General features: G+C 54.7%; 15 protein-coding genes and 1 other annotated feature. Of the genes, 13 read left to right on the forward strand and 2 right to left on the reverse strand.

Features of this window, described 5'->3' with window-relative positions; translation table 11 throughout:
* Positions 1-86 precede the first annotated feature (86 nt).
* From MHH28_RS31150 to pulA, 8 genes are all read left to right on the forward strand, one after another.
* On the forward strand, positions 87-794 hold the full coding sequence (locus MHH28_RS31150; protein WP_405109324.1) for an ATP-binding cassette domain-containing protein: 708 nt from the start codon (positions 87-89) through the stop codon (positions 792-794).
* The gene (locus tag MHH28_RS31155; RefSeq protein ID WP_405109327.1) at positions 787-2,406 is read left to right on the forward strand and encodes a hypothetical protein; all 1,620 of its coding nucleotides are present in this window, start codon (positions 787-789) and stop codon (positions 2,404-2,406) included. Before MHH28_RS31150 ends, MHH28_RS31155 begins: the two co-directional genes overlap by 8 nt.
* 141 nt (positions 2,407-2,547) lie before the next feature.
* Positions 2,548-3,423 (forward strand): glucose PTS transporter transcription antiterminator GlcT, encoded by an 876-nt coding sequence (gene glcT / locus MHH28_RS31160; protein ID WP_405109330.1) that lies wholly within the window; start codon positions 2,548-2,550, stop codon positions 3,421-3,423.
* Between the two features lie 339 nt (positions 3,424-3,762).
* Positions 3,763-5,820, forward strand: coding sequence for a glucose-specific PTS transporter subunit IIBC (gene ptsG / locus MHH28_RS31165; protein WP_405109333.1), 2,058 nt, complete (start codon positions 3,763-3,765; stop codon positions 5,818-5,820).
* 100 nt (positions 5,821-5,920) lie between these two features.
* Positions 5,921-6,196 carry an HPr family phosphocarrier protein gene (locus tag MHH28_RS31170; RefSeq protein WP_036696683.1) on the forward strand — a complete coding sequence of 92 codons (276 nt, stop codon included), beginning with the start codon at positions 5,921-5,923 and terminating at the stop codon, positions 6,194-6,196.
* Positions 6,189-7,901: a phosphoenolpyruvate--protein phosphotransferase gene (ptsP, locus tag MHH28_RS31175; protein WP_405109336.1), complete on the forward strand. Its 1,713-nt coding sequence runs from the start codon at positions 6,189-6,191 to the stop codon at positions 7,899-7,901. Before MHH28_RS31170 ends, ptsP begins: the two co-directional genes overlap by 8 nt.
* Before the next feature lie 159 nt (positions 7,902-8,060).
* The gene (locus MHH28_RS31180; protein ID WP_405109339.1) at positions 8,061-9,305 is read left to right on the forward strand and encodes an MFS transporter; all 1,245 of its coding nucleotides are present in this window, start codon (positions 8,061-8,063) and stop codon (positions 9,303-9,305) included.
* A 329-nt stretch (positions 9,306-9,634) separates the two neighbouring features.
* Positions 9,635-12,034 (forward strand): type I pullulanase, encoded by a 2,400-nt coding sequence (gene pulA, locus MHH28_RS31185; RefSeq protein WP_405109341.1) that lies wholly within the window; start codon positions 9,635-9,637, stop codon positions 12,032-12,034.
* 127 nt (positions 12,035-12,161) lie between these two features.
* Here pulA and MHH28_RS31190 read toward each other — a convergent pair whose 3' ends face one another.
* A complete protein-coding gene (locus MHH28_RS31190; RefSeq protein WP_405109344.1) occupies positions 12,162-13,766 on the reverse strand; it encodes a diguanylate cyclase domain-containing protein in 1,605 nt (534 codons plus the stop codon).
* 602 nt (positions 13,767-14,368) lie between these two features.
* Positions 14,369-14,656, forward strand: a binding site (T-box leader).
* Positions 14,657-14,715: 59 nt separating this feature from the next.
* Here MHH28_RS31190 and pheS point away from each other — a divergent pair.
* The 3 genes from pheS to MHH28_RS31205 all read left to right on the forward strand — a co-directional run bounded on the left by pheS (position 14,716) and on the right by MHH28_RS31205 (position 20,915).
* Positions 14,716-15,747 carry a phenylalanine--tRNA ligase subunit alpha gene (gene pheS / locus MHH28_RS31195; protein ID WP_405109347.1) on the forward strand — a complete coding sequence of 344 codons (1,032 nt, stop codon included), beginning with the start codon at positions 14,716-14,718 and terminating at the stop codon, positions 15,745-15,747.
* Between the two features lie 347 nt (positions 15,748-16,094).
* Entirely contained in the window at positions 16,095-18,539 is a 2,445-nt protein-coding gene (gene pheT, locus MHH28_RS31200; protein ID WP_405109350.1) for a phenylalanine--tRNA ligase subunit beta, read from the forward strand.
* Positions 18,540-18,743: 204 nt separating this feature from the next.
* Positions 18,744-20,915: a hypothetical protein gene (locus MHH28_RS31205; RefSeq protein ID WP_405109352.1), complete on the forward strand. Its 2,172-nt coding sequence runs from the start codon at positions 18,744-18,746 to the stop codon at positions 20,913-20,915.
* A 260-nt stretch (positions 20,916-21,175) separates the two neighbouring features.
* Here MHH28_RS31205 and MHH28_RS31210 read toward each other — a convergent pair whose 3' ends face one another.
* Positions 21,176-21,805, reverse strand: a complete 630-nt coding sequence (locus MHH28_RS31210) for a hypothetical protein (protein ID WP_405109355.1) — start codon at positions 21,803-21,805, stop codon at positions 21,176-21,178.
* A 209-nt stretch (positions 21,806-22,014) separates the two neighbouring features.
* On the opposite strand from MHH28_RS31210, the gene MHH28_RS31215 reads away from it, so the two are divergent.
* A complete protein-coding gene (locus MHH28_RS31215) occupies positions 22,015-23,004 on the forward strand; it encodes a sugar-binding protein (RefSeq protein ID WP_405109357.1) in 990 nt (329 codons plus the stop codon).
* On the forward strand, positions 23,001-24,434 hold the full coding sequence (locus MHH28_RS31220; protein ID WP_405109360.1) for a histidine kinase: 1,434 nt from the start codon (positions 23,001-23,003) through the stop codon (positions 24,432-24,434). The genes MHH28_RS31215 and MHH28_RS31220 overlap by 4 nt, the downstream gene beginning before the upstream one ends.
* Positions 24,435-24,444: the final 10 nt, after the last annotated feature.

Below are 24,444 nucleotides of genomic sequence, written 5' to 3' on the forward strand. Positions count from 1 at the left end.
CAACGCCAGCCATACCTTTTTTTAGTAAGATTAACAAAACAGACAATTCTTATCTTTCATACGGAAACGGAAACGGAGGCAGAGGCATGGAGCTCATACTGGATAATATACGCAAGAGCTTTGACGGCAGGGAAGTGCTGAAGGGCATAGACTTTACCTTCCAGCAAGGTAAAATTTACGGATTGCTTGGCCGCAACGGTGCAGGGAAAACCTCGTTATTCAACTGCCTGAGCGGGGAGATCCGTATGGATAGCGGCGGGGCTTTTCTGCGCAGAGATGAGGTGAGTCTTCCGCTGCTTGAGGAGGAGATTGGCTACGTCTTTTCCTTGCCGATTCTGCCTGACTTCCTGACCGGCTATGAGTTTGTGAAGTTCTACATGGACATTAATAAGAGCAGGATCAGCGCGGATAGGACCATCGAGGAGTATTTCGACATCATCCGCTTTGAGGAGGAGGACAGGCACCGTCTGATCAAGGGCTACTCCCACGGAATGAAGAACAAGATTCAGATGCTGTGCTTTATCATCTCCCGGCCGCCGCTGATCCTGCTGGATGAGCCGTTAACCTCGTTCGATGTGGTGGTGGCGCTGGAGATCAAGAAGCTGCTGCGGGAGATGAAGCAGGATCATATCATTATTTTCTCCACTCATATTCTGCAGTTGGCCGCCGATCTCTGCGATGAGCTGGTTATTCTGAATAACGGCTCGCTGAAGGAGATTCCGGCCGAGACCCTGCGCAGTCCGGAATTCGAAGAGCAGATTATTGCCCTGCTGAAGGATGAGGACCATGATTAGGACGCTGAAGGCGATTCTGGAGGTACGGGGGATGTCCGGTGCCAACCGGCTGATGTTCTATGCCCGTAAGCTCCCGGTGCTGGGCAAGCAGATCCCGGCCTCTGTCTATTCGGAGACCAAGCTGAAGCAGACCTTATCCGTTATCGTGCATATTCTGAAGGTACTCATGGCTTTTATAACCAAATTTGCGTATCTGGGGATCATGATCTATCTCCCGGTGACATTCATCGGCAACGATATCAACTTATCCCTATCCGTCCAGTACCAGCTCTATCTGCAGATTCTGCTGTGCTTAAGCTTCTTGACGGGTGCGGTCTCAAGTGCCATTATTCTGGAGCCGAAGCGGGATAAATACATATTCGTGAAGCTGATGAGACTGCCGGCGGAGCGATATATGCGGACGACACTGACTCTGCGCGGGATCAGCTTCCTGGTTACTATGATTCCGGCGATGATGTTGTTCGGGAGCCTGCTTGGTGCTCCGCTGTGGCAGGGGGCGGTGCTTGCGCTGCTGCTGACGTTCTGGCGTACGGCTTGCGAGGCGCTGCATCTGCTGGTGTTTGACCGCTATGGAATTGTCATTGTCAAAAAAATAGGCTGGGTCTGGACCGCCATCGGCGCCGGCTATCTGCTGGCTTATATTCCGCTGGTTCCCGGATTTGCGGTAGTAGAGAGCGGGATGCTGTTCAATCTGCCTGTGGTGCTTGGCGTGTTGGTGCTAGGAGCCTTAAGCGCGGTCTATATCGCCCGTTATAAGGATTACAAGAATGCCGTCGATGCCGTCACCAAAATCGATGATCCGCTGCTCGACATGGGACGGATGATGAAAGAGGCGCGGGTGAAGGATGTTGCCACCCAGGATGTGCCGTACACGGCGGAGCGCCGGAACCCGAATCAGTTCGAGGGGAAAAGCGGGTATGCCTACCTGAATGCGATCTTCTTCTCACGCCACCGGCGGCTGATTACCAGCCCGATACAGCGCAGGCTGGTGATCATTGGTTCGCTCTTTGCCGCCGCTGTGCTGACGATGCTGTTGTCGCAATCCACTTTTACCATACTGACTCACTACCTGATTACCGCCTTGCCGACCTTCCTGATCATTATGAACTATACGTCTATTGGGGAACGCCTCTGTAAGGCGATGTTCTATAACTGCGATCTCAGTCTGCTGCGCTACGGATTCTACCGTGAACAGTCGGCGATTCTAAGCAACTTCCGCATCCGGCTGCTGCGTCTAAGCATGCTTAATCTCATCCCGGCTGCCGCGATCTGCCTGGCGGTGAATCTGCTGCTCATGCTGTCGGCCGAGCGCTGGGGCGCGGGGGATGCCTTACTCTTTTGCGTGACGATTGTGGCGCTGTCCCTGTTCTTCTCGGTGCATCATCTGTTCATGTACTATATCTTCCAGCCCTACAGCACGGAGCTGAATGTGAAGAATCCGTTCTTTACGATTGTGAACAGTGTCGTGCTGGGGGTAGGATTCATTGCGATGCAGTTCAAGAGTGAGCCTGGAATGTTTGCCGTGATCGTAGTGCTATCGGCTGTGCTCTATATGCTGGCTGCCCTGATTATGGTATACAGATTCTCGGGCCGGACGTTTCGGGTGAAATAAGCCTTCGGGCGGTTTGCGGCACACTTCTAATTTGAGATTCTTGATGTTATGATAGGAGCTTAAGGTAACGAATCACACACGTTGAACATGCATCGTGCTGCCGGAATAGATCGGGATTCAGAAGTAAAAGAGGTGTCGCAAGTGAGCAGCATTACCGTGGGCAAGGTGCTAAATAATAACGTTATCATTGCCGAGCATCCCCAGTATGCCGAGGTTGTGGTCATCGGCAAGGGGATCGGCTTCAACCGCAAAGTGCGCGACCGGATCAATCTGTCCTCTGTGGAGAAGATGTTCATCCTGCGCAGCCAGGAGGAGCAGGAGCAATATAAGCAGCTGGTACCGCAGGTAGACGAGAAGCTGATTGAGGTGGTTCAGGAGATTGTGCTGCATATTATGCAGAGCAGCCGCCAGGCGCTGAATGAGCATATCCATATCGCCCTGACCGACCATATTGCCTTTGCGATCCGCAGAAGCGAGCAGCATATGGCTATTCATAATCCGTTTCTGTACGAGACCCGGGAGATCTATCCGGAGGAATACAGTCTGGCGGAATATGCGGTGAACCGGATCAACGAAGCGATGGAGGTTGCGCTGCCGCCGGATGAGATTGGCTTCGTGGCCCTGCATATTGTCAGTGCGCTCAGCAACCGCCATATCTCCGAGGTGAAGCAGCATTCCCAGCTAATCGGGGATCTGGTGGGGCTGGTAGAGGATAATCTGGAATACCATATTCCGCGGGATTCGCTGGATTATTCGAGACTGGTGACCCATTTACGCTTCGTTCTGGAACGTCTGCGCCGGGGAGAGACGGTGCGCGAGACCTCGTCCCTGGACGGACTGATGAAGCGGGAGTATCCCGAGATGTACATGCTTGCCTGGAAGCTGACGAAGGTGATCGAGCAGCGTGTGCATATCCCGGTATATCCTGCAGAGGTCAGCTATCTGACGATTCATCTGCAGCGTCTTGCCCAGAAGAAGGAAGATGAGCCGGATCTGGAGCAGCCGGAGAAGCTCTAAAATATAAGAATATATAGGCTTCACGCTATAAATGATCCTTCTATTTGTCGCTGAAACGGTACCGTCCTTTAAAAGGACGGCAAAGCCGTTTTCACTTGGCCGATTTTGGGGGTTGCAACATCAAATCAATGGTGCTACAATGATCCCTGTTATGAAACAGAAGCAGAATACAAACGTGTAACTGATACGATCAGGCATGAGTGATTTACAGTATTATGGTTGTCCAGCCCCATCTCGGGGTACTCTAACGTTAGCGTTAGACGGGCAATCTGTGTACTGTATTGCTCATGCCTTTTTTGGCTTCTGTTGACAGAAATTTAGGATTAGGAAGTGAACCTAATGTTCAAAAAATTATTTGGCGTGCTGCAGAGAGTCGGTAAGGCGCTTATGCTGCCTGTAGCCATTCTGCCTGCGGCGGGCCTGCTGCTCGGAATCGGGAACATGCTGGTGAATCCGGACTTCCTGCAATACGTGCCTGCCCTGGAGAATAATATAGTACAGGCGATAGCCACAGTACTTATGAATTCCGGGCAAATCGTATTCGATAACCTGTCTCTGCTCTTTGCCGTTGGCGTAGCCATCGGGCTGGCCGGAGGCGAAGGTGTGGCCGGGCTGGCAGCGATTATCGGCTTCCTGGTAATGAACGTAACCATGGGTACGGTAGTCGGTGTCAATGCTTATGTGCTGACCTGGAAGGATTTCTCGTATTCCAGTGTGCTGGGGATCCCCACCTTGCAAACCGGGGTGTTCGGTGGTATCCTGGTCGGGATATTGGCCGCATCCATGTACAAAAGGTTCTTCCGCATAGAATTGCCGTCGTATCTCGGCTTCTTCGCGGGTAAACGTTTCGTACCGATTATGACTGCGGTGACCTCCCTGATTCTGGGTCTTGCACTGACACTGGTATGGCCGCCGATCCAGCACGGTCTGAACTATGTGTCGCAGAGTATGATCAATACCAACCTGACGCTGTCGGCCTTTATCTTCGGGGTCATCGAGCGTTCCCTCATTCCGTTCGGTCTGCACCATATCTTCTATTCACCGTTCTGGTATGAATTCGGAAGCTATATTGACAAGGCGGGGGATCTGGTCCGCGGGGACCAGCGGATCTTCATGCAGCAGCTTCGTGACGGTGTGGACTTCACAGCGGGTACATTTACTACCGGTAAATATCCGTTCATGATGTTCGGCCTTCCGGCTGCCGCTCTTGCGATCTACCACGAGTCCAAGCCTGAGAACAGACGGATTGTCGGCAGCTTGATGATCTCGGCTGCACTGACTTCGTTCCTGACAGGGATTACGGAGCCGCTGGAATTCTCATTCCTGTTCGTAGCTCCGCTGCTGTTCGCCGTCCATGCCGTGTTCGCCGGTCTGTCCTTCATGACCATGCACATCCTTGATGTGAAGATCGGGATGACCTTCTCCGGCGGCTTCATCGACTATGTGCTGTTCGGCGTCATTCCGAACCGTACCGCCTGGTGGCTGGTGATTCCGGTAGGTCTGGTGCTGGCCGTGATTTATTACTTCGGGTTCCGCTTCGTAATCCGTAAGTTCAACCTGAAGACTCCGGGTCGGGAGGATGATTCCGGGGATGAGGATGAAGTAAGCACAGAGAGTGTGTCCAAGACGGGCGACGATCTTCCGCGCAACATTCTGTCCGCCCTGGGCGGCAAAGAGAACATCACCCATCTGGATGCCTGCATTACGCGTCTGCGGGTTGAAGTGAAGGACAAAGCTGGCGTAGACAAGAACCGTCTGAAGAAACTCGGTGCTTCTGGTGTTCTCGAAGTGGGTAACAACGTTCAAGCGATCTTCGGCACACGTTCGGACACGATCAAGTCACAGATTCAGGATGTCATGAACGGCAGAACACCGGCTGCTGCGCCCGTGGCTCCGAAGCCGGAGCTTGAGCAAGCGGCTGGCGAGCAGGGTGACGCTATTATTGCCGAAGATATCGTATCTCCGGTAAACGGCGAGCTGATGGATATTACACAGGTCCCTGACGCGGTCTTCTCCCAGAAAATGACCGGTGACGGATTCGCCTTCCTCTCCGAAGACGGCAAGATTGCTTCGCCGGTATACGGCAAGGTATTCAACGTGTTCCCGAGTAAGCACGCCATCGGCATCATGTCGGACGGCGGCAAGGAAGTCCTGGTGCATATCGGGGTTAATACGGTTAAGCTTAAGGGCCAGGGCTTCACGGTTCTGGTGGAGGAAGGCGATCTGGTAGCTGCCGGACAGCCGATTATGGAAGTGGATTTGGAGTATGTGAAGGCGAATGCACCTTCCGTCATTTCTCCGGTCATTTTCTCCAATCTGCCTGAAGGCTCCTCCGTCACCTTGAAGAAACCGGGTAAAGTAGTCATCGGCGATAAAGATATCATCACCATCCAGTAAAATGTGCAAAGGCGAAGCGCTTCCATTATAATGAAGGGGAGCGCAAGCCTTCACTATAATTCACCATCCCAAATTAACAGAAAGCGAGTTGGATTATATTATGCAAACAACTTTCAGAATTATTGACGAAGACGGAATTCACGCACGCCCGGCAACAGCGCTGGTAAATACAGCTACAAAATTCAAAGGCACTGAAGCTTTTGCAGAAGCCAAAGGTAAAAAAGTTACTCTTAAATCCATCCTGGGCGTTCTGTCCCTGGGCCTTGAAGCAGGAGATACCCTGACCCTTATTACTGAAGGCAGTGAAGAAGCAGAAGCACTGAACGCGCTGCAGGAGGTTATGGTTAAAGAAGGGCTGGGAGAGGTCCATGAATAAAATTTCAGGAATCGCGGCTTCCGCAGGTATTGCAGTAGCCCGCGCCTTTATCCTGGAACATCCGGACTATACCATTACCAAAACAGCAATTACTGATGTAGATGCTGAGCTTGCGAAGCTGAAGGAGGCCCTGGACAAATCCAGAGGCGAGCTTCAGGCGATCAAAGAGCGCACTCTGGCAGAGCTTGGTGAGAAGAAAGCGGAGATTTTTGAATCCCATCTGCTGATCCTTGATGACCCTGAGCTGATTACGCCGGTAATGGATAAAATCCGTGAGGAATCGGTTAATGCGGACTATGCCCTGAATGAAGTAGCTACCCAGTTTGTTGAGATGTTCCAGAACATGAAAAGCGCGTACCTGCAGGAACGTGCAGCCGATATGCGTGACGTAACCAAACGTGTGCTGAACCACCTGCTTGGCATTCACTATGTGAGCCCGGCAGAAATCAGTGAAGAGGTTATCGTCATTGCGATGGACCTGACACCTTCGGATACAGCACAGCTTAACCGCAATTTCGTCAAAGGCTTCACGACCAACATCGGCGGCCGGACGTCCCATTCGGCGATTATGGCCCGTTCCCTGGAGATTCCGGCGGTTGTAGGGACCAAGAATATCTTGTCCCTGGTCAAAGCAGGCGATCTGATCATCGTTGATGGTCTGAACGGCGATGTGCTGATCAACCCGAGTGAAGCCGAAGTCGCCGAGTATACTGCGAAGCAGGCAGCTTATGATCTGCAGATTGCCGAGTGGAAAAAGCTCCGTGATGAGCCAACCGTATCCGCTGACGGCAAGCATGTAGAGCTGGCTGCTAACATCGGTACTCCGAATGATGTCACAGGCGTTATTGAGAACGGCGGCGAAGGTGTAGGTCTGTACCGTACAGAGTTCCTGTACATGGGCCGCGACAAGCTGCCTTCTGAAGAGATTCAATACAATGCCTACCGTACTGTGCTTGAGAACATGCAAGGCAAGCCGGTAGTCGTGCGCACGCTGGATATCGGCGGAGACAAGGAGCTGCCGTATCTGGATCTGCCGAAGGAAATGAATCCGTTCCTGGGCTTCCGTGCGATCCGTCTCTGTCTGGACCGTCAGGATATCTTCCGCACACAGCTTCGCGCCTTGCTCAGAGCAAGCGCTCACGGCGACCTGCGCATTATGTTCCCGATGATCGCCACGCTTGGCGAATTCCGTGCAGCCCGTGATCTGCTGCTGGAAGAGAAAGCTAAGCTGCGTGAAGAAGGCAAGGAAGTGTCTGACAGTATCCAACTTGGGATCATGGTTGAGATTCCTTCGACCGCTGTTCTGGCGGACCAGTTCGCCAAAGAAGTGGATTTCTTCAGTATCGGCACCAATGACCTTATCCAATATACAATGGCTGCGGACCGTATGAATGAACGGGTATCCTACCTGTATCAGCCATACAACCCGGCGATTCTGCGTCTGGTCAAAATCGTCATCGATGCTGCACACGCCGAAGGCAAATGGACCGGCATGTGTGGTGAAATGGCCGGCGACTCTACAGCGATTCCGCTTCTGCTGGGTCTGGGCCTCGATGAATTCAGCATGAGCGCCACCTCCATCCTGCCTGCACGCAGCCAGATCTCGAAGCTGTCTGCTGCCGACATGAAGGAAATGGCTGCCCAGGCGCTGCAGCTCGGCACAGCCGAGGAAGTAGCAGCACTGGTGCAAGCCCGCGTGAATTAATTCGTTACTCTAGCAATGGTTATTACTCCAACTACTTTCCGGCCTCCTTTACAGGGGGCTTTTTTTTGTGCAGTGATTTGAATTTCAGCAACTCTGGAACCGCCCGCCCGGGCGTTATTTTATATAATGAGTCCATTACTTTCGGAGGGTGGAACCATTGTGCAGAGATTCAGTGCTTCACAGATTTATTTGTTCCATGTGTTTATGTTGTCGCTTGCGGCCAGTACGATATATACAACCTACAGTATTTATTATGTAGTTGACCTTAAGCTGAATCCGCTTCAGCTTGTGCTGATTGGGACGGTGCTGGAGATAACGGTGCTTGTGTTCGAGGGTATTACCGGAGTGGTCGCCGATACCTATAGCCGCAAGCTGTCCGTCATCATTGCCGTGTTCATTGTGGGGAGTGCTTTTGTCCTTGAAGGGAGCATTGTATGGATCATGCACCCGGCTTCCCTGTTGCCTGCCTTCGGCTGGCTGCTGATCTCCCAGATGCTGTACGGGATCGGCTGGACCTTCCTGAGCGGAGCGGATACCGCATGGATCGTGGACGAGCTTGGAGAAGAGCATACAGGAAGACTCTTCATGCGCTCCAAAATATTCGGCTTAAGTGCCTCCCTGCTGGGCATCGCGGTCAGCGTAGGATTATCCCATGTTGCGTCTAATCTCCCTTTTCTGGCTGGCGGAGTCATCTATTTCGTTCTGGGATTCATATTGATCCGGTACATGAAGGAGACGGGTTTCGTACGCCGGAAGCGTGAGCCGCAATCCTCCGCTATCCGTGAGATGGGCAAGACCTGGGTCAGCGGAGCCTCTATCCTGAGGCATCATCCGCTGCTCCTGCTGCTGACAGTTGTAACTTTATTTAGCGGTGCTGCGTCTGAAGGATATGACCGTCTGTGGCAAGTCTTTCTTATGAATGAAGTCGGGTTCCCGGAGATTGGAGTCTCGATGGCGGCTGGCTTCGGGCTGATCAGTGCGGCGACTACTTTGCTGGGTGTGCTGGCTGTCTATATAGCCGGGACAATCATTGATCTGCAAAAGGAACGTCAAGTAGCGGCCGCTTTGTTCCTCCTGACATCCGCCCGTGCCGGCTGCATTATAATGGTGGCACTTGCGCCTAATTTCTACTGGGCTATCGGGGCGATACTGCTCCTGGGGGTGGTCGGTTCGGTCAGCGACCCGATCTATACCACCTGGCTGAACACGAAGCTGCCCTCCCGGAACCGGGCCACACTCTTGTCGATGATCAGCCAGTCCGATGCCCTGGGACAGAGTGCAGGCGGTCCGGTTGTAGGTTATATCGGCAGCCGGATCTCTATCAGAGCTTCGCTGCTGTCGGCAGGCTTCCTGCTGGTTCCTGTTATTGCGTTATACGGCAGGCTGCTGCGGAAGCGGACTTGATGTTTTGGATCATTTTACAATTGTAATGGGGACGCTGGACAAGTATACTTTCGTTTAAATAGCTTCTATAACTTAATTAGCTTAAATCCCCGGCTATCCACGCCGATATAGGATATATCCCGGGACATAATTCCAGCCTTAACCCAGACCTGTGAACATAGTGTTACATATTATACAATGAACCCTATGTAGTAATTCCGGCGTAACCCGCTTGCAGAGCTGTGCAAGTACAAAGTATTAGTTATAGAGAATGTGGACATAGCTTGGTAGTAATAGAATGATAGTTCTCCGGGGAGTATTACGGATGAGCGTAGGGATGGTGAATAGCAATGAGAAGCAATTATATACAAGCAGAACAAGAAATCGATACCTATCAAGGCCATGACCTGGGCTTAACCTACACAGCGGAATGTTGTGTATTCAAAGTCTGGGCGCCAACAGCCTTCACAGTGTCGCTCGTATTATATGCAACAGGCGGAAACGGGCTGCCCCCGCAGACCGCAGATTACAAGGACAGCGGCAAAATTCTTAGTATGGAGCGCGCTGAAGGCGGAGTATGGAAGATCCGGGTTCCCGGTAACCTCAAGGGAAAATATTATATGTACCGCGCCGTATTTGCGGACGGGTCGATTAATGAAGCGGCCGATCCTTACGCTACGGCTGTATCGGCCAATGGAACGCGCACGGCCATCGTGGATTTGTCCGAGACCAACCCGGACGGCTGGGAGAGCGATGCTTCTCCTGTGCTGCCGCATCCGGCAGATGCGGTAATCTATGAGCTGCATGTCCGCGATTTCTCGTCAGACCCTAGCTCCGGTCTGACGCATAAGGGGAAATTCAAGGCCTTCACCGAGACCGGCCTGCGGGATGAAGCAGGTCATCTGCTGGGCGTTGATCATCTGGCTGAGCTGGGAATCACGCATGTGCATCTGCTGCCGGTCTTCGACTATCAGACGGTGGATGAGCTGGGTAAGCCAGGGGAAGAACCGGCATCCTCCATCTTCACAGACTATAACTGGGGCTACGACCCCCAACACTATAATGTGCCGGAAGGCTCCTACAGTACAGACCCGGCTAACCCGCTAACCCGTATCCGGGAATTCAAGGAGCTGGTTCAGGCGCTGCACAGCCGTGGCATCTCGGTGATTATGGATGTGGTCTACAATCATACCTATGGCTTCCAGAAGGGACCCTTCCAGCCGCTGGTGCCGGACTATTACTACCGCCATGATCAGAGCGGCCGGCTCTCTAACGGCTCGGGCGTCGGCAATGAGCTGGCTACAGAACGGCCGATGGTCCGCAAGTATATCAAGGATTCCCTGTCCTACTGGGCTAAGGAGTACCATATTGACGGCTTCCGCTTCGATCTGATGGGGCTGATGGACAGCGTGACCATGCGCGAGATTACCGAGGAGCTGCGGCTGGAGATCAATCCGGGGTTGCTGCTCTATGGTGAGCCATGGACAGGCGGCGACTCGCCGCTTGCCTCCAAGACGCTGAAGGGCGTGCAGCGCGGCAAAGGCTACGCCGTCTTCAACGACAACTTCCGCGCGGCGATCAAGGGAGACAGCGACGGCTGGGGCAAAGGCTTCGTGACCGGGGAATACGGCAAGGAAGGCGCGATCGCGTCCGGGGTGAGCGGGGCGATTCATGAATTCACCGATGCGCCTACAGAGACTGTGAACTATGTAACCGCACATGATAATCTCAATCTGTGGGACAAAATTCTGGCGACCCGGGGACTTCGCGGGGAAGCCGGGCTGCCGGAGCTTGAGGGCGGCAAGCTGCGGAGCGGCGGGGATCTAAAGGCCGCACTGGAGCAGGCGAATCCGTATGTGGGAGTAGATCCCGAGAATGTGCTGGACCATGAGACGGTACGCCGTTCGTTGCTGGCTAACGGAATCATTCTGACCTCGCAGGGGATTCCGTTCCTCCATGCCGGGGATGAGCTGCTGCGCAGCAAGTACGGAGATCATAACAGCTATCGCAGCCCGGACTGTATCAATGCGATCCGCTGGGAGAACAAACGCAAATTCATTGCAGTATTTCAATATTACAAAGGGCTGATTGAGCTGCGCCGGACCCATCCGGCCTTCCGCCTGCACGGGCGCCAGGAGATTGAGCGCAGTCTGGAGTTCCTGCGCTGTGATGGCGGAGTCGTTGCCTATAGACTGAAGGATCACGCCGGCGGAGATACATGGAAGAATATCGTGGTGATCTACAATGCCAATATGGAGCCGGTCACCCAGTACCTTCCGGAGACCTCCGGCTGCTGGAACATCGTAGTCGATCATACCCATGCCGGACCGGATGCCTTCCGGCAGACGGAGAACGACGCTGTTGAGGTCGCCGGACTGTCGATGATGGTTCTCTATGATAAATACGGGGAGCCTGAGCCGAGATCGAAGATTGTAGAGGTTCATTATGACCGTCCGGACGGCGATTACCGGGGCTGGAATCTCTGGGTGTGGGGTACAGGCATTCAGGATGGGCAACGGGACTTCCAGCACATGGAGGATGGTCATGCCGTAGCGCGGATTGAAGTGCTGCCGGGGACATCAAGGGTAGGCTACATCCTCCGGCTGAACGACTGGGAGGAGAAGGACGGCACGGCGGACCGCTTCATCGACTGCCCGGGCAGCGGGGAGCAGGTTATCAAGGTGACCGTTCGGGAGCGTAGTCCGGAGCATAGCATGGAGCTGGCTGATCCGCTGCAGCGGACCAGCTAGAACCTTAAAAGAGCTGATTAGTTCCATCTCCTAAGGGGAGGGAAGCTGATCAGCTCTTTTTGCTTGGGTTGTATTGAAGTATTCTCATTATAGGAATCCACAATGCAGGAGCCAACATCCGCAGGTGCTAGTTCCGCTGATCGCTGTACTTGTTGTCCACATGCTCACTGTACAGATTAGCCTCATTGCCGCCATGGTTCTTGGAGCGGTACATCGCAAGATCGGCGGCACGGAGCAGCTCGTTGATGCTGCTGCCGTGCTGCGGATACAGGGCCACGCCGATGCTGGCAGAGGTATGGAAGCTGGAGCCCTGGTTGACGGACCAGGATTTGTTGAACAGCTGGAGCAGACGGTTCAGCAGCTCGTCCAGCATTTGCGGGCTGGTGAACCGGTGCAGCACCACGGCGAATTCATCCCCGCCGATCCGGAAGGCCTGGCCGGAGCCCTTCACAGTCTGCTGCAGCTCCCGGGAGAGCAGCTGCAGGAATTCATCGCCGGCCAAGTGGCCAAGCGTATCATTCAGCTGCTTGAACCTGTCGCAGTCCAGCAGCGCCACGGCGATCTCCTGTCTGCGTTCCTCGGGCTGGTTGATCAGGTTCTCCATGTACATTTTGAAATGGGCCCGGTTCGGAATGGCGGTCAGATGATCATAGAAGGCCAGCTTGTGCAGCCGCTCCTCATATTGCTTGCGCTGGGTAATCTCACGGGATACCAGCATGAACTGCGCCGGGAAATTGCGGCTGCCCGCAATAGGGGTAACCTTGGTCTCCAGCCAGACCCAGTGCCCTTCGGCTGAACGCATGCGCAGCTCGGATATTCTCGGTGTCGACTGCACTACACTCTTCAGCTTGGCCCAGGAGATTTCGGCTTCCCGGATATAGTTGGAGAGCGGCGCCCCTTTGCTCGGCACATAACCCAGTGCAGCGGCATGGGAAGGGGACGCATACAGGATAAGACCGTTCGGGTCAGTCAGCACAATGAAATCAGACATCGTCTCCCCGATCAGCTGATAGAGTGACTTCTCATCCTGCATTTCATTCTGCAGGGAGATCAGTCTGCGGCTGAGATAGATGATGACCAGAACCAGCAGGAACAGGAAGACGGAGTAGACGGCGAACAGGGAGCTTTTGAGATTATTGAACTCCGTCATCACCTGGCTGGCATAGCTGTCGATTCTGGCCTCTGCCTCATCCAGACTGTGGCGAACCTCACTGAGCTCCGTATGTATCGAGAGGGCAGAGTAGGAGGCAGGATTCCAGCTGTTCTGGACCCGCTGCGAGATTAGTTCCCGGCCGTTATCCCTCCATGCGGTAAGCGTGGCCCCGAAGTGATCCAGCTCAGCTCTCAGCTCGTCCAGCAGCAGCTCGCTCTGCTTCATTCCATTGAACGGGCTCTTCACGGAATCCAGATTGTAGCGGGCAGTACTGATTCGCTGCAGCGCCTGGGCATTATTATCCTCGAATTCCTGCGACAGCGTACTGCGCTGCGCACTGCTGAGCGCCCCGCTGATTGTGGTCTGAAGCGCTAGGCCTGCCTGATACAGATCCCGGTCGGCGTTCAGAATGAGCTCGGAATTCTGGTAGACGTCACTGTATAGGGAGTCGGATAATTTGTTCATCGTATGATTCAGAATCAGCAGCGAGGCCACACTAATGCCAACCAGAAGCACGGCGATAGAGGTGAATAATAGAATTAATCTGCGTGTACTTGTGTTTTCCGAAAAAACGGCCACTGTCATCCTCTCCCCGCACAGAACTTTTGCAAATCTCATGAGTGTAGCATTGGTGCATGCGAGACTTATCCTTATGCGGATTATGGCGTCTTGCAGGCATGTAAGAGAGTATCTGTTAGCGAGTCCTAGAAAGCAGGGGAAGAAGGAGGCAATGGAAAGAATAAATTCCGGTTAGATCGCGGTTCTTTTCACCAGTATATAGGACATCCCTTAAGCAGAGCAATTGCTGAAAAATAATAAGCCCCGTCAGCTTTCGCTGCCGGATGTACAGGCCGTGAAGCGGACCATGGAGCCGGTATGAAAGCAGTGGGGACCTATCCGTTACAGCCGATACAAAGAACCATTATGTATACCTTACTACTATGTAAAAGGTATTCTAACCTTTGAGTCCTATTACCCACTTTTACTGCAAACGATACCCCCATGGTATCAATTGTGCATTAAATATGCGGAAAACGGGCAGAGTTGCAGGCCCGTATCCTCCTGATCCCGGCCATGTGTACCCAGAACGTATTCTGGCTTGTCAAAATGTCTGTTTTTGCATATAATAGATGGACATATCTTCCCAAGTGGAGGATCGAAGTGTAGAGGTTATAATCCTTATAAATGCATTGATGGAGAAGAGTACGCAGTGCCTGGCTTACAGGGAGGAAGCGCCGCAGATTGAGAGCGTTTCTAAGAGAGCAGAGCTGCCGAAGTTCACTCCGGAGCAGTTCCCTGAATTCCGTTCAAGGCTTCCTTGAGCGTGATAGTAGGGGGGACCGGCCGCAGACCGTTAATTCTGTATAAAGTGAGACAGGTCTCCGCAGTACCATAAGAGGGAATATTGCTCTTAAGGGAAGCGTACGGCCGTCTAACAAGGGTGGTACCACGGTCTTTTCGTCCCTTTACCGGGAGGAAAGGCCTTTTTTTGTTGAACAATACGAGATTTGAGGGGGCAGTACAAGCCATGAAAGACAAATTGGAAGCACTGAAGGCCGAGGCGCTGACGAAGCTGCAGGCGGTAAACGATCCGCAGATTCTGAATGAGCTGCGCGTCAAATACCTTGGCAAAAAAGGCGAGCTGACAGAGGTTCTGCGCGGGATGGGCGGACTAAGCGCGGAGGAGCGTCCGGTGATCGGCCAAGTGGCCAATCTGGTGCGCAGTGCCATTGAAGAGGTGATCGGCGCCAAGCAGGAGCTGTTCCAGCAGCAGGAGACAGAGAGCCGCCTGAATGCGGAGAAGATCGATGTGACCCTGCCGGGCCGCGGCATGCCGCAGGGCGGAATTCATCCGCTCAGCCGGGTGATCCAGGAGATCGAGGATATTTTCATCGGCATGGGCTACAAGGTGGCAGAAGGTCCGGAAGTGGAGACGGATTATTACAACTTCGAGGCGCTGAACCTTCCGAAGAACCATCCGGCCCGCGATATGCAGGATTCCTTCTATATTACGGATGATATTCTGATGCGCACACAGACCTCGCCGGTTCAGATCCGTACGATGCAGGCCATGAACGGGGAGCCGGTCAAGGTCATCTGTCCGGGCAAGGTGTTCCGCCGCGACGACGACGATGCGACCCACTCCTTCCAGTTCCATCAGATTGAAGGTCTGGTGATCGGCCGCAATATCCGCATGAGCGACCTGAAGGGGACCCTGCAGCAGTTCATGAAGGAGATGTTCGGACCCAGCGCGGGAATCCGTCTGCGCCCAAGCTTCTTCCCGTTCACCGAGCCCAGCGTTGAGGTGGATGTGAGCTGCTTCAAATGCGGCGGCGAAGGCTGCCGTCTCTGCAAGCAGAGCGGCTGGCTGGAGATTCTCGGCGCCGGTATGGTCCACCCGAATGTGCTGCGGATGGGCGGTTATGATCCTGAAGTCTACAGCGGCTTCGCATTCGGCATGGGTGCTGAGCGGATTGCCATGCTGAAGTACGGCATCGATGATATCCGTTACTTCTACACGAATGATATGGGCTTTGTGAAGCAGTTCAAGGGTATTTAGGGATTTGGCGGGTGTGTGCGGGGCTCGGGTGGTGAATTGAAAAGGTAGTGGGCTGCTGATTACTTGGGGACATGAACTGCAATAGAAAGAACCGGAGGGGAATTTTGGAACTGGAGGAGCGATAGCGACCGCCTTTAGGATTGGATTTCTACTGCAGCCAGCAGTGTAATCGGGAAATTCAATCCTAACAGCGGCCGGAAGTCCAAATATTCTCTGGAGGTTTTGCTAGTGCAGGATGCTTCGAAGTAAGCTAGGGAGCGCCCCGGCCTTTGCTTCGCCTTCTGCGTGCCCCGGCGCAGGCCGGCATGGAGATCAATACATCTGAAACAAAAAGGAAGTGTGCGATTATGAAAGTATCAACCGCCTGGCTGGCCGATTATATATCGCTGGAAGGGGTGACCGCGGATGAGCTGGCGGACAAAATCACCACCGCCGGCATCGAGATTGACGGAGTAGAGCGCCGCAACAAAGGAATATCCGGCATTGTGACCGGTTATGTGAAATCCAAAGAGAAGCACCCGGACGCCGATAAGCTGAATATCTGCATCGTTGATGCAGGGCAGGGCGAGGATCTGCAGATCGTCTGCGGAGCGAAGAATGTTGCGGCAGGCCAGAAGGTTCCGGTCGCGCTGGTGGGTGCCAAGCTGCCGGGCCTGGAGATCAAAAAAGCCAAGCTGCGGGGCGTGCTGTCGCAGGGGATGATCTGCTCGGCCAAAGAGCTGGGCCTGAACGACAAGCTGCTGCCCAAAGAGCTGCAAGAGGGCATTCTGGTGCTGCCTGAGCAGACTGAGGTGGGCCAGGATATTCTTAAGGTGCTGGGCCTGAATGACGAAATCCTTGACTTCGACCTGACACCTAACCGTTCCGACTGTCTAAGCATGATCGGTGCCGCTTATGAAGTAAGCGCGGTGCTGGGCCGTGAGCTGAAGCTGGCTGATCCGGCGGCAGAGCTCGCAGAAACAGGCGGCAAGGCTGCGGACTCCATCACGGTTACGATTGAGAACGAGGCATTGTGCAGCCATTATGCCGTGCGTTATATTGCCGGAGTGAAGACCGCGCCGTCCCCGCTGTGGATTCAGAACCGCCTGATGGCGGCCGGGGTACGTCCGATTAACAATATCGTGGACATCACCAACTATGTGATGCTGGAATACGGACAGCCGCTGCACGCCTTTGACGGCGGGCGGCTGCAGGGCGGAACCATCGGTGTACGGTTCGCCCGTGAAGGCGAAGAGCTGGTTACCCTTGACGGCCAGGAGCGCAAGCTGGAGCCGCAGATGCTGGTCATTGCCGATGGTTCAGGCGCAATTGGCCTGGCCGGAGTGATGGGCGGACTGTCAACGGAGGTTACCGCCGACACTGTCAATATCGTATTGGAATCAGCCAAATTCGATGGCGGAACGGTACGCAAGACTTCGCGTCAACTGGGTCTGCGCTCGGAAGCGTCCCAGCGGTTCGAGAAGGAAGTAGACCCGAATGCGGTCATTCCTGCGCTTAACCGCGCGGCTGCGCTGATTGCCCGGTATGCCGGAGGAACGGTGCATGAAGGAATTGTCCAGGCCGGGAGCGCCACTAGTCAGGAGAAGGTATTACTTTTGTCGCTGGAGAAGCTGAACCGCTACCTCGGTACGGAGCTGTCGCTGCTGGAAGTGAAAACCCTGTTCGGGCGTCTGCACTTCAAGTGCGGTGATGCAGCCCAGGGAATCGTCGAGGTTGAGGTACCGACACGGCGCGGGGATATCACCCAGGATGTGGATCTGATTGAAGAGATCGCCCGCTTGTACGGCTACGACAACATTCCGACAACCCTGATCGAAGGCACTACGACACCCGGGGCGCTGACAAGACAGCAGTCCCTGCGCCGCGAGCTGCGCCGCCTGCTCTCGCTTGGCGGGTATCAGGAGGTTATGGGTTATTCCTTTATCCAGCCGGAGCAGAGCAAGCTGTTCCCTATGCTGGCCGAAGGCAAGCTGCCCGTGAAGCTGGCGATGCCGATGAGCGAGGAGCGCAGTGTACTGCGCACCAGCTTGCTTCCGCAGCTGCTGGACATCGCCCTGTACAACACGAACCGCCGCCAAGGTGATCTGGCGCTGTTCGAAATCGGCAATATCTTCTTCACAGAAGAAGAAGTGCTTACCCGCCAGCCGAGCGAGCTGCCGGTGCTGGGGCTGCTGCTTAGCGGTACGCGTGCAGCCAAGCAATGGAACGTAACTGCTGAGCCGGTGGATTTCTTCGACCTCAAGGGTGCGCTGGAGACTGTATTTGCCCATCTGGGCCTCACGGATCGTATAGTCTATGAAGGCGATGCGCCTGAAGGCTATCATCCGGGACGTTCCGCTTCCATCTATCTGCTTCAGGCAGAGGGCCGTGTGAAGATCGGTTCGATGGGGCAGCTTCATCCCGAATTGCAGCGCCGGATGGATCTGGAGGATACGTATGTATCCGAAGTCCTGCTGCAGCCTCTCTATGATGCAGCGCGCGTTCTGCTCCAGTACAGCGAGCTTCACCGCTTCCCGGGCATGGAACGCGACATTGCGGTTGTGGTGGATGATACGGTTCCGGCAGGCGATCTGATCGGGGCGATCCGTGAGCATGGCGGCACCCTGCTGCAAAATGTACAGGTATTCGATGTGTACACAGGAGGTAAGATGGAGGCGGGCAAGAAGAGTGTTGCCCTGTCGCTGCTGTACCGCCATACCGAGCACACGCTGACCGATGAAGAGGTTGTGGAAGTGCATGACAAGGTGGTTTCTGCCCTTGAACAAACTTTTGGCGCAGAATTAAGAAAATAGCAGGAATTGTGCAAAGCCGCAGCGAATCCATTTAGAAACAGAGATTCGCTGCGGCTTTTCTGTACCCTTGTGAAGTGCGGAGGAACATGCATATCCATGCAATGGACGCGTTCTTTTGCCAAAGGTCAGGGAATAACGCTACAATAGGAGCAAGAGTAAAGAAACCAACCTAGAATCCGCACACATACAAAGGAGGGCACAACTGTGGCTATGGACCGGACACGTGTCGCCGTGGAGATATACGGAACTTCCTACAAGCTTGTCGGAAGCAGCACAGAATATATGAAACAAGTCGCCCGTTATGTCGATGAGCATATGCGTGCAATATCGAAATCACATTCCAGACTGGATACGCCGCGGATTGCGGTGCTTACAGCTGTACATATGGCAGAGCAGGCGATCCAGGTTCAGGATTTCAAGAATGAGCTGAATATGCTGACCGGTGAACGCACCGAGCTTCGTGTGGAGGTGACGCGCCTTCAGGAAGCGCAGCGTGAACAGCAGGAAGAATATGAGAAGCTGGAAGCGGCTGCGAAGGAGGAGGCGGCGCGGCTGATTGCCGCCGCCGAAGAGGAGCGGGCAAGGCATCTGGAGCAGCAGGAGCAGGAGAGGCAGCTGCATGCACAGCTGCTGGAGGAAGAGAAGCAGGCTGCAGCCGCCGCCCGCGAGCAGCTGGGGCAGGAGCTGAAGGAACGCGAGGCCGAGCTTAAGGAGATGCGTGAGAGCCATGAAGCAGAGCAGGCTGCTAGCCGTGAAGCGGCGCGCCAGGAGCTGGAAGCCGCAGAAGCCATGCGGCTAGAGCAGCTGGAAGGGATGAAGGCTGCCCATCTGCAGGAATTGGAGCAGCTGCGCGAGACGCTGACCCGGGAGAAGACGGAGACGTTGTCTGCTCTGGAGCAGGAGCTGCATGAGACCCGGGAGTCGATGGGCAGCGAGATCGTGGAGATCCGCTCCACCTTAAGCAAGGAGCTGGCCGATACCAAGGCGGCGCTCACAAGCGAGCTTACCGGAGAACGGGAAGCGCTTGAGAAGGAGCTGGCCAAGAATAAGGAGCTGCGGCAGTCCCAGGGGACGCAGGAGCACCGGCACAAGCAGCAGCTTCAGGAACTGGAGAAGCAGCTTGCCGAGCTGCGCGGCGGAACCGGGCAGCTGCAGTCCCGGCTGCGGGCGGCGGAGGCCGGGCTTAAGGGTGAACGCGATGCGCGGCTGACGCTGCTTGCGCAGTACGAAGCGGTGCTGAAGCGGGAGGAGCAGCTCGGGGAGGAGCTGCGGCTCGCGGCTGAGGGAGCGCAGCAGCGTAGCGCTGAGCTGGAGGAAGCGCGTCAGCGTTACGGGGCTGTTGAGAGTGAAGCGGCAGAGCTGCGCGGCGCGCTGCAGGAGACGGCGGACAAGCTCAGCACGGCGCTTGAAGAGCTGCACACAGCCACAGAGCTTGGCAATCTGCTGAACGATGAGCTGGAAGGGCTGCGCCAGCGTTATGAGCTGACGCAGGAAGAAGCGGCAGCGCTGCGCAAATCTCTGCGGGAGACGGCGGATCAGCTCAGCCGGACACAGGCGGAATTCGACCGCACGGCCGAGGAAGCGGCGTCCTGGCAGGAGCGTGCGAACAAGCACATGGAGGATATCAGCGAGCTGGAGATGAACCTTCTCGAAGAAGGGGAGAAGTCGGCAGCATTACAGCGCGAAGTGGAGACCCTTCGCGGACAGGCCGACGGCATGGTTCAGCAGCTTGACCAGGAAGCGCGGCTTCGTGCCGGAGCGGAGCAGGAGCTTGCTGCTCAGCAGGAGGCGGCAGAGACAGCCCGCAAGGAACTGTCTGCGCTTCGCGGCCGTTACGAGGAGCTCATCGCCCAGTACGATGAGATTCTGCAGGACGGGGAGCAACTGAAGGAACGCTGCGAGCTGCTGGAAGCCGAAGGCGAGGAAGCCGCGCGGCGTCTGGAAGAGCTGTATGAGGCAGGCCGCGAAGCTGCGGCTACGGCGGCGGAGCAGCAGGAAACACTCCGCGAGACCAGAGAGTACGAAGCCTCCTGGAAGCAGAAATATGAGGAGCTTCAGCAGCGAGAGCAGCAGTGGAATGAGCAGGAAGCACAGCTGCGCGAGGAGATTGAGATCTGGCAGCAAGAGGCCAGGGAAGCCGAGACCCAGGCAGAATCTGTCAGCCGCTCGCGCACCGAGGCGGCGCAGCGGCTGGATGAAATCGGCGAGAGCTATGAGATGGTCCAAGGCCAGCTGCGGCTGGTTCAGGCGCAGTTCGAGCTGCAGCAAGGAGAGCTGGAGAAGCTATCTCAAGAGCATCGCAGCCTGCAGGCGGAATATGCCAAGCTGCAGAGTGAATATAATGAATGGATTCAACTGATCGAACAGGACAGTTGAATGGCGGATGTCTTACAGGAAGAGCTGTTCTAAGCAGGAATGCTTAGAACAGCTCTTTCTGCTGTACAAGGACAGGGACGGATTCCTCCGGCGGAGGGACGCTGCTGTATATTTGGCTGGAGAGAGTGCCGGAGAGAAATACTGGAGGGAAGTAATGTAGGGAAGTAAAGGAGAGGAGTAGCGGATAGAAGTAAAGGAGGGAGGTAGAGGATAGAAGCAATGGATAGAAGCAATGGAGAGAAGGAGGAGATGGAAGTGAATTAAAGAAACTTATCTGCTGCTTTTGCTGGAAGGAAAGTGGAAATTAGACGAAGTGAGGGAAATGAGTGGGGAAGGTATCTAGGCTGCATCTTGCACAAATCCTGCACAAAATGCAACATTCGTGCCTCTGAGGCAGCAAATTTCGGGAAATCCTGCCTAAATTGCAACATATCACTGCCAAGGGCCCGCTCCACCAGTAACAATCCTGCAAAATGTGCAGCATTTGGCGTTCTTAAGCTATAAATGGATTGGAATTCTGCAAAAAGTGCAACAATCGGCGAAACCGGACGCGGGCAAAATGAGCAAATGAAGAGCAGGAGCAGAAGTGCACCTGAATTGAGCAGAAGTTGGCTAAATGAGCGAATCAGGTGCATAAGTGCACCTAATTTCGGCGGAAGTTGGCTAAATGAGCAAATCAGGAGCAGAAGTGCACCTGATTTCGGCGGAAGTTGGCTAAATGAGCAAATCAGGTGCAGAAGTGCACCTGATTTCAGCGGAAGTTGGCTAAATGAGCGAATCAGGAGCATTAGTGCACCTGAATTGAGCAGAAGTTGGCTAAATGAGCGAATCAGGAGCAGAAGTGCACCTGAATTGAGTAGAAGTTGGCTAAATGAGCGAATCAGGAGCACTAGTACTAGTGCCCCTGAATCCGCCGGACGCGGGCAAAATGAGCCAATGAAGAGCGCTTTTACCCCTGAATCCCGCCTCTGGTTGCAACCAAATCCGCCCAAGCCTAGTCACGGCCACATCATCCCGCCTGGACAGCCTCCTTCCCTTCAGAAATTTACTATTGCAACCGGTTACAGGCGGGGGTAGGATGTTGGTTGAGGTGAACGGGATGGATAAGAAATGGGTCAGCGGCGCAGGGGTTATTGTGCTTTTTTTGCTGCTGTCATATCTGTTTATAGGCTTTGCGCATCATTCTGCCCGGATGGGCCATATCGTCAAGGAGTTAAGCGGTCAGCCCAGTGCGGACAAGCCCGGGCATCACATTGTGCTGATCGAACAGGAGCGGTACCACCCGTACTGGGAGATGGTCGAGAAGGGGGCGGCAGAGGCCGCAGCGACCTACGGGATGGAGATCGAATTCACGGGTCCGGTGCGCAATAACATGGAAGAGCAGATCAGTCTGCTGGAAAAAGCGATTGCCGCCCAGGCGGATGCGATCATCGTGCAGGGGCTCAACGACGAGAAGTTCACGCCGGTGATTGATAAGGCGGTGAACCGGGGAATTCCGGTAATCACGATTGACACGGATGCTCCGGCCAGCCGGAGGCTGGCCTATGTGGGGACCGACAATGTAGCTGCCGGTGAGGCGCTGGGGCGCATGGTTGTGAAGACGACCGGCGGGAAGGGCAAAATAGGCGTCATCATCGGCAGCGAGCTGGCCAAGAATCAGCTTCAGCGTCTGGATGGCCTGAAGAATATTGTGAAGAACTACAGCGGGATGGAGATTGTCGATGTCCGCAGCTCCAATATCTCGCACATGGAGGCGATCCAGCAGGCGGCGGATATGCTTAGGTATCATCCGGAGATTGATGTAATGGTGGGCACCAGTTCAACGGACGCGCTCGGTGTACTTCAAGCATCGAGAAGCCTGAAGCGCGGTCCGCTGACCATCATCGGCTTCGACAACCAGGCGGAGACACTGGATGCCATCAGCCGGGGAGCGATCACAGCGACTGTTGCACAGCAGCCCTACCTGATGGGGAATATGGCGGTCCGACTGCTCCATGAGTATTTTAATGGTGCCGAGTTACAGCCCCGGTATTATACCGGAGTGAAGGTGCTGGATAAGACCAATGTGCAGGAGGGAGAGAGCCTATGAGTATCCGCCTGAAGCTGCTGATCTGCATTCCGCTGCTGGTGCTGCTGATGAGCTCGGTCTCCTTTGTACTGTTCGAGAGCGGGAAAAATGTGCAGGAGAGCTACCACCTGATGATGAACCGGATCATGCTGTACAAGGAGGTATCCTATGAGGTCGGAGAGAATATGCGCTCCTTGAACCGCTTCATTATGCAGGTGGATACGGACAGCTTCCCGGAGGTGGAGAAGCATCTGGGCGCGGTGCTGGAGCTGCGCAGCAGGCTCGACGGGATGGCGACCATTGGGGGCAGCGACCTTCCGCTGAGGAATTACAGTCACATTATTGATACGTTTGTGGAGCAGGCAGGCCAGATGATCACGGAGATTGACGGACAGGATGCGAATACGCTGGCAGGCGCCTATATTGAGGCAGAGCAGACACAGCGGTTCATCCGTGAGGAGGCCCAGGAGCTGGTTGATCTGGAGCTGGACCAATATAAGCCGATCTATGCGGAGATCATGTCCACGACAGCGAAGCTGAACCGGATGGGCAGCCTGCTGGTGATCACCGCCGCGCTGCTCAGTATCTGTATGGCAGTCTGGCTGTCCGGCAGCATTACCGGACCGATCCGCCGCCTGGTGGCAACGGCCAAGCAAATCTCGAAGGGACGGATGGATACCAAGGCGCCGGAGAGCGTCAATAACGATGAGATCAGCATACTGTGCCGTGCGTTTAACGGGATGATCGATAATATTCAGGAGCTGATGAAGGAGAACATTCAGAGTGCGGAGAAGGACCGGCTGGTTAAGGAGCTGGAGCTGAAAATGCTGCAGAGCCAGATCAATCCGCATTTTTTGTTCAACACACTGAATTCCATCGCCAAGCTTGCATATCTTGAAGGGGCGGCGAGAACCAGTGATCTGACCGTGTCGGTCTCGCGTCTGCTCCGCTATAATCTGCAAAAGCTGGACCAGGCGGTTCCGCTGCGCGAGGAGGTGGAGCATGTGAACGAGTATATCAACATCCAGCGGGCCCGCTTCCGGGACCGGATTGCTTTTGAGATGGAGATTGATGAGGAGGCGATGGACGGGATGGTGCCGTGTCTGACGCTGCAGCCGATCTTCGAGAATGCCTTCGTTCACGGTCTGGAGCAGATGGAGGAGGGGGCTATACTTACGCTATCGATCCGTTACCGCAGCGGGCAGGTGGAGATTGTGATCAGCGATAACGGAGCGGGTATGAACCGCGAGACGGTAGCCCGGCTGATGGGATCGATTCAGCAGGAGGCGCCGCAAGTCAGCGGCAAGGGCCAGTCAACGGGGCTTGGGACACATAATGTTTTTAAAAGACTGCATTTATTCTTCGACGGCCAGCAGCTCATTGAGATCAGCAGCAGTGAAGGGCAGGGGACAGCTGTGCTGTTCCGGCTGCCCTTCCGGACCTCGGCCTAGAGGCAGACAA

Origin of the sequence: Paenibacillus sp. FSL K6-1217, from assembly GCF_045040735.1 — a bacterium.
GTDB lineage: Bacteria > Bacillota > Bacilli > Paenibacillales > Paenibacillaceae > Paenibacillus_AQ.

Excerpts from the sequence above, each read along its gene's own strand:
- MHH28_RS31155 (WP_405109327.1), top strand. The coding sequence starts at position 787 with ATGATTAGGACGCTGAAGGCGATTCTGGAGGTACGGGGGATGTCCGGT.
- ptsG (WP_405109333.1), top strand. The coding sequence starts at position 3,763 with ATGTTCAAAAAATTATTTGGCGTGCTGCAGAGAGTCGGTAAGGCGCTT.
- MHH28_RS31170 (WP_036696683.1), top strand. The coding sequence starts at position 5,921 with ATGCAAACAACTTTCAGAATTATTGACGAAGACGGAATTCACGCACGC.
- pheT (WP_405109350.1), top strand. The coding sequence starts at position 16,095 with ATGAAAGTATCAACCGCCTGGCTGGCCGATTATATATCGCTGGAAGGG.
- ptsP (WP_405109336.1), top strand. The coding sequence starts at position 6,189 with ATGAATAAAATTTCAGGAATCGCGGCTTCCGCAGGTATTGCAGTAGCC.
- MHH28_RS31220 (WP_405109360.1), top strand. The coding sequence starts at position 23,001 with ATGAGTATCCGCCTGAAGCTGCTGATCTGCATTCCGCTGCTGGTGCTG.
- pulA (WP_405109341.1), top strand. The coding sequence starts at position 9,635 with ATGAGAAGCAATTATATACAAGCAGAACAAGAAATCGATACCTATCAA.
- pheS (WP_405109347.1), top strand. The coding sequence starts at position 14,716 with ATGAAAGACAAATTGGAAGCACTGAAGGCCGAGGCGCTGACGAAGCTG.
- MHH28_RS31150 (WP_405109324.1), top strand. The coding sequence starts at position 87 with ATGGAGCTCATACTGGATAATATACGCAAGAGCTTTGACGGCAGGGAA.
- MHH28_RS31215 (WP_405109357.1), top strand. The coding sequence starts at position 22,015 with ATGGATAAGAAATGGGTCAGCGGCGCAGGGGTTATTGTGCTTTTTTTG.